The 13,687-nt window shown below is 71.1% G+C and carries 11 protein-coding genes; 9 read left to right on the forward strand and 2 right to left on the reverse strand.

Annotation, left to right across the window (positions count from 1 at the left end; all coding sequences use genetic code 11):
- On the reverse strand, window positions 1-1,071 hold the full coding sequence (locus tag AB0J64_RS01180) for a class I SAM-dependent methyltransferase (RefSeq protein WP_364018702.1): 1,071 nt from the start codon (window positions 1,069-1,071) through the stop codon (window positions 1-3).
- Between the two features lie 104 nt (window positions 1,072-1,175).
- Here AB0J64_RS01180 and AB0J64_RS01185 point away from each other — a divergent pair, with 104 nt between their 5' ends.
- Both AB0J64_RS01185 and AB0J64_RS01190 read left to right on the forward strand, forming a co-directional pair.
- Window positions 1,176-2,615, forward strand: a complete 1,440-nt coding sequence (locus tag AB0J64_RS01185; RefSeq protein WP_364018704.1) for an aldehyde dehydrogenase family protein — start codon at window positions 1,176-1,178, stop codon at window positions 2,613-2,615.
- A 19-nt stretch (window positions 2,616-2,634) separates the two neighbouring features.
- Window positions 2,635-3,510: a tetratricopeptide repeat protein gene (locus AB0J64_RS01190; RefSeq protein WP_364018706.1), complete on the forward strand. Its 876-nt coding sequence runs from the start codon at window positions 2,635-2,637 to the stop codon at window positions 3,508-3,510.
- A 64-nt stretch (window positions 3,511-3,574) separates the two neighbouring features.
- Here AB0J64_RS01190 and AB0J64_RS01195 read toward each other — a convergent pair whose 3' ends face one another.
- Complete coding sequence (locus AB0J64_RS01195) at window positions 3,575-3,976, reverse strand: NUDIX domain-containing protein (RefSeq protein ID WP_364018708.1); 402 nt, start codon at window positions 3,974-3,976, stop codon at window positions 3,575-3,577.
- A gap of 101 nt (window positions 3,977-4,077) precedes the next feature.
- On the opposite strand from AB0J64_RS01195, the gene AB0J64_RS01200 reads away from it, so the two are divergent.
- The 7 genes from AB0J64_RS01200 to AB0J64_RS01230 all read left to right on the forward strand — a co-directional run bounded on the left by AB0J64_RS01200 (window position 4,078) and on the right by AB0J64_RS01230 (window position 13,676).
- On the forward strand, window positions 4,078-4,500 hold the full coding sequence (locus tag AB0J64_RS01200; protein ID WP_364018710.1) for a nuclear transport factor 2 family protein: 423 nt from the start codon (window positions 4,078-4,080) through the stop codon (window positions 4,498-4,500).
- A gap of 329 nt (window positions 4,501-4,829) precedes the next feature.
- Window positions 4,830-5,255 carry a hypothetical protein gene (locus AB0J64_RS01205; RefSeq protein WP_364018712.1) on the forward strand — a complete coding sequence of 142 codons (426 nt, stop codon included), beginning with the start codon at window positions 4,830-4,832 and terminating at the stop codon, window positions 5,253-5,255.
- Window positions 5,256-5,738: 483 nt separating this feature from the next.
- The gene (locus AB0J64_RS01210) at window positions 5,739-8,579 is read left to right on the forward strand and encodes a BTAD domain-containing putative transcriptional regulator (RefSeq protein WP_364018714.1); all 2,841 of its coding nucleotides are present in this window, start codon (window positions 5,739-5,741) and stop codon (window positions 8,577-8,579) included.
- A gap of 163 nt (window positions 8,580-8,742) precedes the next feature.
- Window positions 8,743-8,886, forward strand: a complete 144-nt coding sequence (locus tag AB0J64_RS01215; RefSeq protein WP_364018716.1) for a hypothetical protein — start codon at window positions 8,743-8,745, stop codon at window positions 8,884-8,886.
- Window positions 8,887-8,910: 24 nt separating this feature from the next.
- The gene (locus AB0J64_RS01220) at window positions 8,911-10,293 is read left to right on the forward strand and encodes an FAD-binding monooxygenase (RefSeq protein ID WP_364018718.1); all 1,383 of its coding nucleotides are present in this window, start codon (window positions 8,911-8,913) and stop codon (window positions 10,291-10,293) included.
- 55 nt (window positions 10,294-10,348) lie between these two features.
- Complete coding sequence (locus AB0J64_RS01225) at window positions 10,349-10,684, forward strand: hypothetical protein (RefSeq protein ID WP_364018720.1); 336 nt, start codon at window positions 10,349-10,351, stop codon at window positions 10,682-10,684.
- 94 nt (window positions 10,685-10,778) lie between these two features.
- The gene (locus tag AB0J64_RS01230) at window positions 10,779-13,676 is read left to right on the forward strand and encodes a BTAD domain-containing putative transcriptional regulator (protein WP_364018722.1); all 2,898 of its coding nucleotides are present in this window, start codon (window positions 10,779-10,781) and stop codon (window positions 13,674-13,676) included.
- Window positions 13,677-13,687 lie beyond the last annotated feature (11 nt).

A 13,687-nucleotide genomic window follows, 5' to 3' on the forward strand; every position in this document is an offset into this window, starting at 1 on the left:
TTAGGCGCCCAGGCGGTGGACCGTCAGCGGGCCGCCGCCCCAGCGGCCGATGGCCTCCTCGTCGGCGAAGGCCAGGACCCGCATCATGTTCCCGCCGTCGCTCAGCTCCACGTTGCGGCGCAGCCTGCGCACCAGGTCACCGGGCAGACGGCTCGTGCCCGCCTCGACCGTGTCGCCGTAATGGGGGGCGAAGGCGACGCCCGCGAAGCCGGTACGGCCCAGCAGCGTGCGAACGGTCTGCGACGAGTAGAACATCAGGTGGTTCTTGGTGAATCCGCTCCACGCCGGCCCGTACGCCTTGAGCTGCGTCGACCGCGCGTTCACGGTCAGGATGAGCAGCACCCCGCCGGGCGCCAGCAGGCGCCTGAACGCCGCGAAGTCGTCCAGCGGCCTGGGCAGGTGCGCCAGCACCGACCAGAGCGTGATCACGTCGAACCCGCCGGCGGCGATCTCCGGCACGTCCTCGGGCGCGCCGAGGTACGTACGCACGCCGCTCAGCCGTTCGTTGGCCTGGGCGACGGACTCGGGCGACAGGTCCACCCCGCAGGCGTCGAACCCGCGCTGCTCGGCCAGTTCCAGGAAGAGCCCGATCCCGGAGCCGAAATCGAGCAGCCGCCGCTCCTTGCCCTCGTCGAACACCGGCGAGAACGCCTGCATGGTCAGCTCGTAGCGGCGCTGCCGGTTGGCGGCGTACCTGCCGGTCAGGAAGGTGTTGTAGCCGGTGGCGTACAGGTCGCCGAGGCGCTCGGGACGGATGCCCGGGTTGCGGTAGAGAAAGCCGCAGCCCGGACAGCGGACGACGTGGTAGCGCCATCCGTTGCCTCCGGGCGAGAAGAGCAGCTGCTGGCGGGAGTCCCCGCACATCATGCAGCTCAGGAACTCCTCGATCGCCTTCAGCGGCCTGAGCTGCTGGTAGTCGGCCAGGCGCATGACGGGAGCGCGCCTGGTCAGCCAGCGCCACTGGGCCTCGCGTACCAGCAGCTCCCCTGGGCGGATGTAGACGCGCTGGCTCCACGGAACGCGGTCATATCGGGAGCCATAGGCCAGCCGGCCCAACAGTCGAGGTGCCATGCGAAGCGTCTTCCCCGGCCGTCTTGGTAGCCATGCGTACCTGTTCGCGTACTTTACGTGACCTTAGGTGTTCGAGAGCCTCAAGCAAGCGTATGCTTGGGCACGTGCCTGACTATCTCAATCTCATCGGCGGCGAGCTGGTCCCCGCAAGCGACGGCAGAACCCTCGACTCGATCAATCCGGCCACCGGGGAGGCGTGGGCGCGGATCCCGGCCTGCGGGCCGCGCGACGCCGAGACGGCCGTGGCGGCGGCCCGCAGCGCCTTCCCCGCCTGGTCGGCGCTGCCCGCCTTGGCCAGAGCGGGCTACCTGCGCAAGGTGTCGGAGGTGTTCGCCGGGAACGCCGAGGAGCTGGCGAGGCTGGAGACACGCGACAACGGCCGGATCCTGCGCGACACGCTGAAGAGGGACCTGCCGGGGATGGCGTACCTGTGGCAGCTGGCCGCGGGGCAGTGCCTGGACGCGGCCAAGGGCGACACGGTCGTCCTCGGCCCCGACACGCTCGGGCTGACGCGGCGGGAGCCGTACGGGGTGGCAGTCTGCATCATCCCGTGGAACTCCCCCATCTCGACGTTCTCGGCCAAGGCGGCGTACGCGCTGGCGGCCGGGAACACGGTGATCGTCAAACCGGCCGAGCAGGCGAGCGCGTCGGTGCTGCGGCTGGGCGAGCTGCTGGCGGAGGTGTTCCCGCCCGGCGTGCTCAACATCGTCAGCGGCCTGGGCGAGGAGGTCGGGGACGCGCTCGTACGGCACCGCGACGTGGCCAGGATCAGCCTCACCGGCTCGACGGCCACCGGACAGGCGATCACCCGGGCGTCGGCGGACGCGCTCAAGCCGCTGACGTTCGAGCTCGGGGGCAAGTCCCCCAACATCGTCTTTCCCGACGCCGACCTGGACGCGGCCACCCAGGGCGTCACCGTGAACTCGATCTACACCGGCAACGCCGGACAGGTGTGCGTGGCAGGCTCGCGCATCCTCATCCACCGGTCGATCTGGGACGAGATGCTGGGCCGCATCGAGCGCGCCTGCGCGGGCCTGATCCTGAACGACCCCCTGGACCTGCGGACGACCATGGGCCCGATCGTGTCGTCGGCGCAGTACGAGCAGGTGAGGTCGTACCTCGAGCTGGCGGAGAAGGAGGGGGCGAGCCTGGTCTTCGGCGGCCGGACGGGCGCCGACGTGGTGCCCAGCCTCCCGGACGGCTACTGGGTCGCCCCCACCCTCTACACGACCACGGACAACTCGCTCCGGATCTGCCAGGAGGAGATCTTCGGCCCGGTGGCCGTGGCCATGCCGTTCTCCTCCGACGAGGAGGCGCTGGAGATCGCGAACGACTCCCGCTACGGGCTGGCGGCGGGCGTCTGGACGCGCGACCTGGGCCGGGCGCACCGGTTCGTGCGCGATCTCCAGAGCGGTACGGTGTGGGTGAACACGTTCCGCCAGATGCCGCCCGGGCTGCCGTTCGGCGGCGTCAAGGACAGCGGGTACGGGCACGATTCGGTCCTCGAGTACACCCGCGAAAAGGCAGCCATAATCCAGATTTAGTCAGATAGATTTACCCCTCATGAGCGAGGGGATCAAGGACCAGCCGGGCCTGTCGGAGGCAGCCGCCCAGTCCCGTGCGTCGGTGCTGCGCAGCCGCGCCGAATCGTACATCGCCCTGTCGAGACACGACGCGGCGATCGCGGATCTGACGGAGTCGATCGCGCTGGCGCCCGACAACGCCCGCGCCTGGCGGCTGCGCGGCGAGAGCCACCGCGTCATCGAACGCTACGAGGCCGCGCTGGAGGATTTCGACGAGGCGCTCAGGCTGGAGCCGGACAGCGCGTACGCCCTGGGCTCGCGCGGCCAGACGTACGCCGCGATGGGGCGCGTGGAGGACGCCATGGCGGACTTCGAGCACGCCCTCACCCTCGCCCCCGACTCCCTGTGGATCCTGGAGGCGAAGGCCGACGCCCTGGTGGACCTGGACCGCCTGGACGAGGCCCTGGAGGCGCACGGGAAAATCATCGCCCTGAACGAGGAGCTGCCCTATTCCTGGGCGGCCCGCGGCGACCTGTACCAGCGCATGCACCTTTACGCCGAGGCCATCGACGACTACACGAAGGCGCTGGAGGTGAGTCCGGACTACGTACGCGCGCTGAGCCGGAGGGGCGAGGCGCTGCGCATGACAGACCGGTACGAGGAGGCGCTGAAAGACCTCAGCCGCGCTTTGGAGCTGGACCCGGAGAACGACCGCGCCTATGGCAGCCGAGGGGCGGTGCTGAGCGAACTGGGCGACAACGAGGCGGCCCTGAACGATCTGAACCGGGCCATCGAGCTGGACCCCGAATACATTTGGGCGTACCGGGTGCGCGGGGAGATCCTTCAGGAGCTGGACCGCCACGAGGAGGCGGTCTCCGACTTCACCCAGGCCCTCCACCTGGAATTCGGCGACTGAGCAGTGCAAGGGTGTCCACGAGCATGGAATCCTGACCGGCCGTACGTGTACGAGACCAGTCGAGTCAGTGGAGCCGGCCTGCCTGGTGCAGTTCGTCGAAGATGATCTGATCCACGGCTGACACGCGGTGGCGGTCGGCATAGGTCAGCCAGGCGATCTCTTCGATCTCGTTACTGGCCGTCGGCGTCCCAAGGTGGTCGGCGGTGTAACAGGCCATCTGCACGACGACACCCCCAGGATGACCGTGCGCCTGAGCCTGATAGGTCCCCAGATAGGCGGCAGTGGCAGGGACGATGGCGACGGACAGCTCCTCGTCGATCTCCCGGACGAGCGTGTCGAGGTCGCTCTCACCGGGCTCGCGTTTACCACCGGGCAGGTAGTAGACGTCCTTCCCGTATGACCGGGTGCTGAGGATCTTGCCGTCCTCCAGATGGATCCATGCGATCTTGTCAATGCCGGCGGCCATCGTGTTCTCCTGTCCGTATGCGGGCGGTACAGTACACCGTCCGGTGATCTTGTCCGAATCCGGCCGGTCTTCCTGCTCCGCACGATGCCACACTGCCCCGCATGACTTCTGAGCAGAACCGCACGCTGGTGAAGCAGGCATGGCGATCGTTCGCGACCCGGGACAAGGACCTGATCGCGACGTTCTTCACCAAGGACGCGGAGTGGCTCGCCCCACCCGGGAACGCGACCGCCGTGGCGCTCGGCGGGTCGCACCACATGGTGGGCAGGGACGCCATCGTCCACTTCCTCACCGTGGACTTCCCGCGCCTGTTCGTCGCCGATGTGACGGTGGATTTCCGGGGGTTCCACGCCACCGGCGACGTGGTCGTGGTGGAGGAGACCATGCAGGCGACGCTCGCCAACGGCAACGCCTACCGCAACGACTACTGCTTCGTCTTCGACGTGCGGGACGGGCTGATCCACCGGGTACGGGAGTACATGGACACCGCCAACGGGCATCGCATGGTGTTCGGCGACTTGTGAGCGCGGACGGCCCAGCAATGATGAAGGCTCTTGGGTGTCGGCGGTCTCTCACCTGGTCATAGATGGCGCGTAGCCAGGGCTGGCGAACCTCCGGCAGGCGCGCCAATGTACTGAGGAACACCCCTCGATCGGGCTGGAACGGACTCCACGGCAACAGTGGCGGCGGATCATCGCGGCGGACACCGTCAGGCATCCCACTCGCCGCTGGAACAAGCCGCCGATCGTCGTGGAAGGCCAGGTACATCCACACGTCAGCAGCCAGCGGCACCACGGCCCGTGCATCGGTCGGCCACACCTCATCAGTCTGCGGATGCCGCGGCACCAGGGCTATGTCTGTGACCGTGGCGGGCAGGCCCGGACCGGCCAGGACCACGTTCCGTGCCGGCGGTCCCGGTGGGAGCAAGGTGTCGATCGCCCTGCGAAACGCCTCGGCGACCGGTCCGTCGGGGACGGCCACCCGCTTTCCGCCCGACACCGCCAGCAGGTGGGCCAGCGCTCCCGCGATCGCCGCCGTCCACACGGGGCTCCACCATCCGGGCTGTTCAACCGGGGGCGTGCCCGGATGTTCCTCCCGTAGCGCCTCCCAGCTGACCACCCGACGAGCGGGGCCCTCGACGCTGACCGGGTGCACGGCGTGCGAGTCCAGCCACACCACCTGCCAGAGCGTGCAGTCGTCCATGCGGGTGGCCACCGCCTGCCCGCACCCCTCGCACGCCAGATTCGGACCGGCCCGACCGTCCAGCCCCAAACAGTAACCGTCGCACCGCTCCGGAATCAGAACGGTTCCGCGGACATCGCCCCGGCGCGACCCCGGCCCTCCCGGGCGGCCCGTACGACAGGGAGAACACCGGCGCATACACGCCACGGGCCTCCGCTTCGTCCGCACCCACCTCCTCCCACCGCCGCCACGGCGGGCCGGAAGGTTCAGGGTTCACCGCGTACGTCCCAGGCTCCAGGAGCGCAGGCAGCAGCTCATGGCCGAACAGCTGACCAGCGTGGACGGGGAGTGCGACCCGTGACACCCGCGCCGTCAGCACGGCACCGCATCCCGCACACGCGAACACGACCATCTGCCCTCCCACACCCCACGAAGAACTCCAGTCACCATGTCGCATCGCGTGCTCGGAGGATCGATCGAACGAGCACAAGCGAGCCGCCCGACACGCGAGTTTTGACGCGCTTCAGGATGATTCGGACGATATTCTCACAGCGCGTTTGGTGCGGCGGGAGGTCTGCTGGTGAGCGTGGTGACCGAGGACGTGAGATTCGGCGTTCTCGGGCCGCTCCGGGCCGAGGTCGGCGGTCGCCCGGCAGGGCTTGGCGGACCTCGCCAGCGGGCCGTGCTGGCGCTGCTGCTCATCGCGCGGGGCAGGAGCGTCTCGGCGGAGCGGATCCTGTCCGAAGTGTGGGAGGGCTCGCGACCTCCCTCCCTGACAACACTCCATGGATACGTCGCCGATCTGCGCAGGACGCTGGAGCCGGAAAGAGCGCCCGGCGCCCCGGCCCGGTTGCTGGTGCGCGAGGGACCCGGCTACGCCCTTCGGGCAGGACCCGCCGCGGTTGACGCTGAGCGCTTCACCGATCTGGCCGCTCGTGGTCGGCGCGCGTTGGACGGCGGCGAACCGAGAGTCGCCGCAGACCTGCTCGGACAGGCGCTCGCGCTGTGGCGGGGCCCGGCCTATGCCGACTTCGGCGGAGCCGCCTTCGCGGTGCCCGACGCGACCCGGCTGGAGGATCTGCGGGCCACCATCCGCGAGGACTGGCTTGCGGCCGTCATCGCGTCGGGTGAGCACGCCGCTGCCATAGGCGAGCTGGAGGCGGTGATCGCCGAGCAACCGCTGCGGGAGCGTGGCTGGGAGCTGCTGGTCCTCGCCTTATACCGGTCAGGACGGCAGGCCGACGCGCTCGCCACCCTTCGAGCGGTACGCAGAAGGCTGGCCGACGAGCTGGGCATCGACCCGGGACGCGGCCTGCGCGACCTGGAGGCGGCCGTACTCGCCCAGGACCCGCGGCTGGCCCCGGTGCCGGCTGAGCCCACCCGCATGTCATACCCTCCGGCCGCGGCTCCGGCGCAGCCCTCGGGCAATCTGCCGTTCGCGCTGTCCAGCTTCGTCGGCCGCGGCGGCGACCTCACGGCCGTCGCGTCCCTGCTGGACGGGCACCGGCTGGTCACGCTCACCGGCCCGGGCGGGGTCGGCAAGACCCGCCTGGCCTTGGAGGTCGCACGCGCCCGTACCGACGCCGACGGGCCCTGGCTCGTGGAACTGGCAGGTCTGCACACACCCGAACTGCTCACCGGGACCATGGCCGCCGCCCTGGGGCTGCCCACCGCGGCGTCCCCCGACCAGCTGGCCGGGATGATCGCCGACCGTGACATGCTGATCGTCCTGGACAACTGCGAGCATCTGCTGGTCCCCGCCGCCATGCTGGTCCACACCCTGCTGACCCGCTGCGGCACCGTACGGATACTGTGCACCAGCCGCGAACCCCTGGGCATCTCGGGTGAGACGGTCTACGAAGTACCGCCTCTGGATGCCGCCACGGAGGCCGCGGACCTGTTCCTGCGCCGTGCGGCAGCCGTCTCGCCCGGCTGGGCGGCCGAGCCGGGCGACAGGGAAAGGATCGCCGCCCTGTGCGTACGGCTCGACGGCATCCCGCTGGCCATCGAACTCGCCGCCGCGCAGAGCCGGGCGCTGTCCGTGGCCCAGATAGCCGATGCCGTAGCGGACCGCTTCACCTTGCTGGTGGACGGATCAGCCGGACGGCCGGACCGTCATCGCGCGCTACTGGACACGGTCGCCTGGAGCGATCAACTGCTGCAGCCGGCCGAACGCCGGCTCTTCCACCGGCTCGGCGTGTTCGAAGCCGGCTTCGACCTGGAGGCGGCCACCGCAGTGGGAGGAGTCGATCCCGTCCTGGCGCCGCTGCTGGCGTTGGTCCGCAAATCGCTGGTCACCGCGGAACCCGGCACGGCACCACGCCGCTACCGGATGCTGGAGACCTTGCGCCAGTACGCCCTGGCCTCGCTCTCCACCGGCGAGCTGGCCCGGGCGCAGGAACGCCACCGCGCCTGGGCCCTGGCCCGGGCCGAGAACGCCGAACGCCATCTCCGCGGCCCGCAGGGAGCGGCGTTGCTGAACGGGCTGAGCCGCGATCAGGCGGAGTTCCGGGCGGCGTTCGCCTCATCACTGGCAGCAGGTGACGGCGAGTACGCGCTACGGCTGGGCGGAGCGCTGTTCTGGTTCTGGTTCCGCATGGGTCATGTCGCGGAGGGCCTGGCCTGGCTGTCCGAGGCGTTCGCGGCGGCCCCGCAAGCCGGCGCGGATGTCCGGGCGCGTGCCCGGTTCGCGGTCGTGGGACTGCACTACCTGGCCGGACAGCCGCAACAGGCGTACCAGGCGGCCCGTTCGGCGATGGAGGAGGCCCGCCAGGCAGGCGACCCGGTGACGGAGGCGGTCGCGACCGCGTACGCCGCCTACGTGGGGCTGCTGACCGGGGCGGCGCTCGACGCCGAGGCTCTCGCCCGCGAGGCCGTCGAGGTGGCCCGGCACAGCGCCCTGGACTGGCTGGAAGCGGAAACGCTCATGATCCAGGGCATGGTCCTGCGGGTGCTGGGGGATCTGCCGGGCGCCGACAGCGTCTTCCAGGAGGCCATCGGCGCCGCTCGCGCCAGTGGCCACGACTGGGCGGCGGACGGTGCAGCCTGGTGCGAGATGAAGACGGCCTCGGACCGCGGGGACGGCGCCCGGGCACTGGCCATCGCGGCGGACATCCTGGCCACGATGGACCGTTACGGAGACATCTCCTTCTGGCTGGTGACGGTGCACAGCGCAGCCCGCGCCCTCGCGCTGACCGGGCAGGCCGAGCACGCGGCCGTGCTCATGGGGGCCGTGGAGGCCATCGGCAAGCGAGCCGGCGTCTCCCCGGAGCTGATGGACCCGTTGGACGGGCCGCGCGAGGCCGCCGCCGTACGCGGGGCACTTCCGCCGGAGGAGTACGAACGTCATGCGGCCCGCGGGCGCGCGATGTCCCGGCGGGACGCGAGCGCCCTGCTCACCTCGTTGATCGCTGGACGATGATCCGCTGATCGTGGCCTTCCAAGCCTTGAGCCTTGGAAGGCTTGGAAGCCTTGGAAGTCGCTGGGAAAGCCGGTTCCCACCGACCTCGAAGCGGGCCGGCCCACTCTCGTTGTTGTGAACGCGGCGCCGCCTGGTCCCGGGCGGCCGGACAACGAGGTGAATCATGATCAAGCGGATGATCCGTACCGCGGCGGCGGCGGGAATCGCCCTGGGAGTCCTGCTCGGACTGGGTGCCGCGGCGGCCCACGCCACCGACGGCGACCCCTCCCAATGGGGTGTGGCCGGCGACCCCTCCCAGTGGGGCTGATCCGGAGAGAAGGGTGAGAAAGCCATGACAAGCATCGGACACCCGCCCACCGGACACGCCGTCGTCGCGGGAGCGGGGATCGGCGGGCTCCTGGCGGCCCGGGTGCTGCGCGAGACGTTCGACCGGGTCACGGTGATCGACCGCGACGCACTGCCCGCCCAGGGTGTCCCCCGGCGGGGTGTGCCGCAGGGGCATCACGCGCACGGGCTGCTGTCCCGGGGCTGCGAGATCCTCGAGGAGCTGTTCCCCCGGCTGACCGCGGACCTGGTCGCCGCGGGCGCCACCACCTGCGACATCCAGGACGACGTCCGCTGGTACAACGACGGCCGGCTGCTGCACCCCGCGCCTTCGCGGCTGCGCGGCCTGACGGTGAGCCGGCCTGAACTCGAACGGTACCTGCGGTCCCGGGTCGCGGATCTTCCCGGTGTGGTGATCCACGAGCGCTGCGAGGTGGTCGAGCCGATCGCCGGCAGGGACGGCGCGGTCACCGGGGTACGTCTGCAGCGTTCGGGGCACCGGCCCGAGGAGATGGCGGCCGATCTCGTGGTGAACGCCGTGGGCCGGGGAAACCGGGGCGCGGAGTGGCTGCGCCGGCTGGGATACGAGCCCGCGCCGGAGGAACGTGTCGACTCCCGGCTGCAGTACGTCTCGCGTGAGTACCGCCGGCGGCCGGGCGACGCCGACTTCATCGCCATGGTGGTGGGGCACAGCGCGGCGGTCCCCAGGGGCGGGGTCGCACTCAGCGGCGAGGGAGACCGCTGGCTCGTCACCCTGTTCGGCATGGGCGACGACGTCCCACCCGTCGACCCGGACGGGTACCACGGGTTCGCCGCCCGGCTTCCGGTCCCGGACCTGCACCGCATCCTGGAGCGCCTGGAACCGCTGGGGGAGCCGCGGCGGATGCGCATTCCCGTGAGCATCCGGCGCCGCTACGAACGGATGGGCCGCTTCCCCGAGGGCTATGTGGTGTTCGGCGACGCCCTGTGCCAGTTCAATCCCAGCTACGGACAGGGCATGACGGTGGCCGCCTGCGAGGCCGTCGCCCTGCGTGAGTGCTTGGCGGACGGCCGGCGCGACGGCCTGGCCCGCCGCTTCTTCGAGCGGGCGGCGCGGATCATCGACGTGCCCTGGGACCTGTCGGTCGGTGGTGATCTGCGGTTCCCGTCCGTCGAGGCGCCACGCCCGCTGCGCGTGAAGCTGCTCAACCGCTACATCGCACGCCTCCACGTGGCCGCGGAAGCGGACCCGGTGGTCGGGCACGCCTTCCTGAGCGTCGCCAACCTGCAGGCCCCTCCACAGCTCCTGTTGTCGCCCGGCGTCCTGGCCCGTGTGCTCCGGCCGCGTCCCAGCGGCGGCCCGGCCCACCCCCGGCTTCCGGCCCGGGAGCAGATCCCGGCCGGTCAATGACGTCGCGGCTCATCCTGAGCCCCGGCATCCGAAACCCGAACGAAAGGACACCATCATGTTCAAGAACATCACCGCGGGCATCGTCCTGGCGACCGCCGTGGCCGGTGGGCTGACGGCCATCGCGGCTCCGGCCTCGGCGGCGACGGCCGGCGCGGGCAACGCGGTCTGGGTCGAGCCCGGCGCCACCAGATCTTTCCTGGTCATGTGCCCTTCGTACGCCCCCACGATGCTGACCGACACGATCAAGATCACCGCCGCCACCGGAGTGTCGGTCTCGACCAGCCTGGACACGGACTCCGACGCGTTCAGCCGCGACATGCTCACGGTGACGGCCACGAACGGAGGCGCCGTCCGCAGGTACGTCTCGGTCACGGCCACCTGCTCGAGCTGACCGTCTCCGGCCACCCGCTTCCCGCCCCCTTCCTGGGCCGCAGCTCTTCGGTTACTCTCGCATGAGATCTTCATAAAGTGCGCGAGGGAGGCCGATGGGTGGGGTCGCTCCCGATATTGTGCGGTTCGGGGTGCTCGGTCCTCTCCGGGCCGAGCTGGCGGGACGGGCAGTCGGCCTGGGGGGTCTGCGGCAGCGGGCGGTCCTTGCTGTCCTGCTGATCGCCAGGGGCAGGACGGTCTCCGCCGAGCGGATCACGTCCCAGGTGTGGGAAGGCTCGCCGCCCTCCTCACCGACGACCCTCCACGCGTACATCTCCGAGCTGCGCCGGGCCCTGGAGCCGGAACGCCCGGCCGGCGCTCTGCCCCGGCTGCTGGTCCGTGAGGGGACGGGATACGCGCTGCGGACGGATCCGTCCGCGGTAGACGCCGAGCGCTTCGCCGACCTCGCCGTGGCGGGGCGGCGGGCTTTGGACGGCCGCAGACCGGGCTCCGCCGTGGAAGTGCTCACCGAGGCGCTGGAGCTGTGGCGTGGTCCCGCCTACGCGGACTTCGACGGGGCCGGTTTCGCCTTCACGGAAGCGGCCCGGCTGGAGGACCTGCGTGCGGCCGCGTACGAGGACCGGCTGGCCGCCACCATCGACCTGGGCAGGCACACCGCGGCGGTCGGCGAGCTGGAGGCCCTGGTGGCCGAGCAACCGCTGCGCGAACGCGGCTGGGAGCTGCTCGTCCTCGCCCTGTACCGGTCCGGGCGGCAGGCTGACGCAATCGCGGCGCTGCGCACGGCCAGGCGACGGCTCGCTGACGAGCTGGGCATCGACCCCGGACCCGCGTTACGCGACCTGGAGTCCGCGGTGCTCGCCCAGGACCCCCGGCTCGACCCGCCGCCGCCCGCCCGCTCCGCCGGCGCTCACGTCGGCGGCGCCACTCCCGCCACTACCAGGCCCCGCATCGCCCCCGTCGCCTCTGACAACCGTCCGGCGACGGCGCCCGTCGGTAACCTGCCGTTCGCCTTGACCAGCCTGCTCGGACGTACGGACGACATCGCCGCCGTGGAGCGTCTGCTGGCCGAGTACCGGCTGGTCACCCTCACCGGCCCGGGCGGAGTGGGCAAGACCCGCCTCGCGCTGGAGACGGCCAGAGCCCGTACCGACGGCACCGACGGGCCGTGGCTGGTCGAACTGGCCGGCCTCACCTCACCCGAGCTGCTGCCGGCCACGATCGGCACCGCCGTCGGCATCCCCGGGGCATCCTCGGCCGAAGACCTGTCGGCCGTGCTCGCCGGACGGCGACTGCTGCTGGTCCTCGACAACTGCGAACACCTGCTGGACGAGGTCACCACACTGACCGGTGTGCTGCTGAGCCGCTGCGGCGGCCTGCGGGTGCTGTCCACCAGCCGCGAACCGCTGGGTGTCGAGGGCGAGGCGGTCTACGAGGTACGGCCGCTCGACCCTGACGGCGATGGCGCCGAACTCTTCCGGGAACGGGCCGCCGCCCTGTCCACATGGTCCCCCGACGTGGACGACCTCGACCGGATCCCCGGGCTCTGCGCCGGCCTCGACGGCATTCCGCTCGCCATCGAACTGGCCGCCGCGCAATGCCGGATGCTTTCCATCGGCCAGATCGCCGACGCCTTGGAGAACCGCTTCGACGTCCTGGTCGGCGGCCCTCTCGACCTGCCCGCCCGGCATCGTGCACTGGAGTCCACGATCGCCTGGAGCCACCGGCTGCTCGAACCCGAGGAACGGCGGCTCTTCCACCGGCTGAGCGTGTTCGCCGCCGGGTTCGACCTCGACGCCGCGGACGTGGTCGGAGGCCACACTCCCGTGCTGCCTGCCTTGTCGGCCCTGGTCCGCAAGTCGCTGGTCGGTGTCGAGCCCGGGACCGCTCCACGCCGCTACCGGCTGCTGGAGACGCTGCGTCAGTACGCGCTGCGCGAACTCGACCCGGACGACCTCGCGCGGACCCAGCAACGGCACCGCGCCTGGGTCCTGGCCCAGGCGGAGAGCGCCGAGCGCAGGCTCCACGGCCCTCAGGCGGCCGTGCTGCTGGGCCGGCTGACCAGGGAGCAGCCGGAGTTCCGCGCCGCCTTCGACTCCGCGCTGGCCGCTGGCGATGGCGACTACGCGCTGCGATTGGGCGGAGCCCTGTACTGGTTCTGGTACCGCATGGGCCACATCGCCGAAGGCCTGTCCTGGATGTCGAAGGCTTTCGCCGCGGCGCCGCACGCCGAGCCGGCGGTCCGGGGTAGGGCCCGGCTCGCCGTCAGCGGGCTCAGCTACCTGGCCGGGAACCCGGCGCAGGCGTACGAGTCCGTCGTGCTGGCGGAGCAGGAGGCACGGGAGGCCGGCGACCTGGTGGTCGAGGCGTCCGCACGGGTCTACCAGGCGCACTTCGGCGTGTTCGCCGGAATACCCGTCGACGCTCCGGCGCTCGCCCGCAGCGCGGTCGAACTCGCCCGGCGGGCCGGCGAGGACTGGCTGGTGGCCGAGGCGCTGATGGTTCAGGGCACGCTCGCCCGCGTTCTAGGAGATCTTCCGACTGCCGCCGCGGTCCTGGCCGAAGCCGTCGCGACCGCCGACTCCTGCGGCCACGACTGGGCGGCCGGCTCTGCCGCGTGGGCCGCCATGAAGACCGCGTGCGATCGTGGCGACGGCCGGCGTGCCCTGGAGATCGCCGCCGGCATTCTGAACGCGCTCGACCGTCACCAGGACGTCACCTCCAGACTTGTGCTCATCCACACCGCCGCCCACGCCCTCGTGCTGACCGGACAGGCCGAGCAGGCAGCCGTGCTGATGGGCGGCGTGGAGGCGGTCGGCCGCCGGGTGGGCTTCTCCCCCGAGTTGATGGACCCGATGGATGGCCCCCGCGAGGCCGCCGCCGTACGCGAAGCCCTCCCGCAGGACGCCTACGGACGCCTGACGGCCCGGGGACGCGAACTGTCCCTGGCTGAACTGACCACCCTCCTGGTGAGCCTGCTCACGATCCGCTCATAGGTGTCCCGGTG

Source organism: Nonomuraea sp. NPDC049695 (assembly GCF_040674955.1).
Lineage (GTDB): Bacteria > Actinomycetota > Actinomycetes > Streptosporangiales > Streptosporangiaceae > Nonomuraea > Nonomuraea helvata.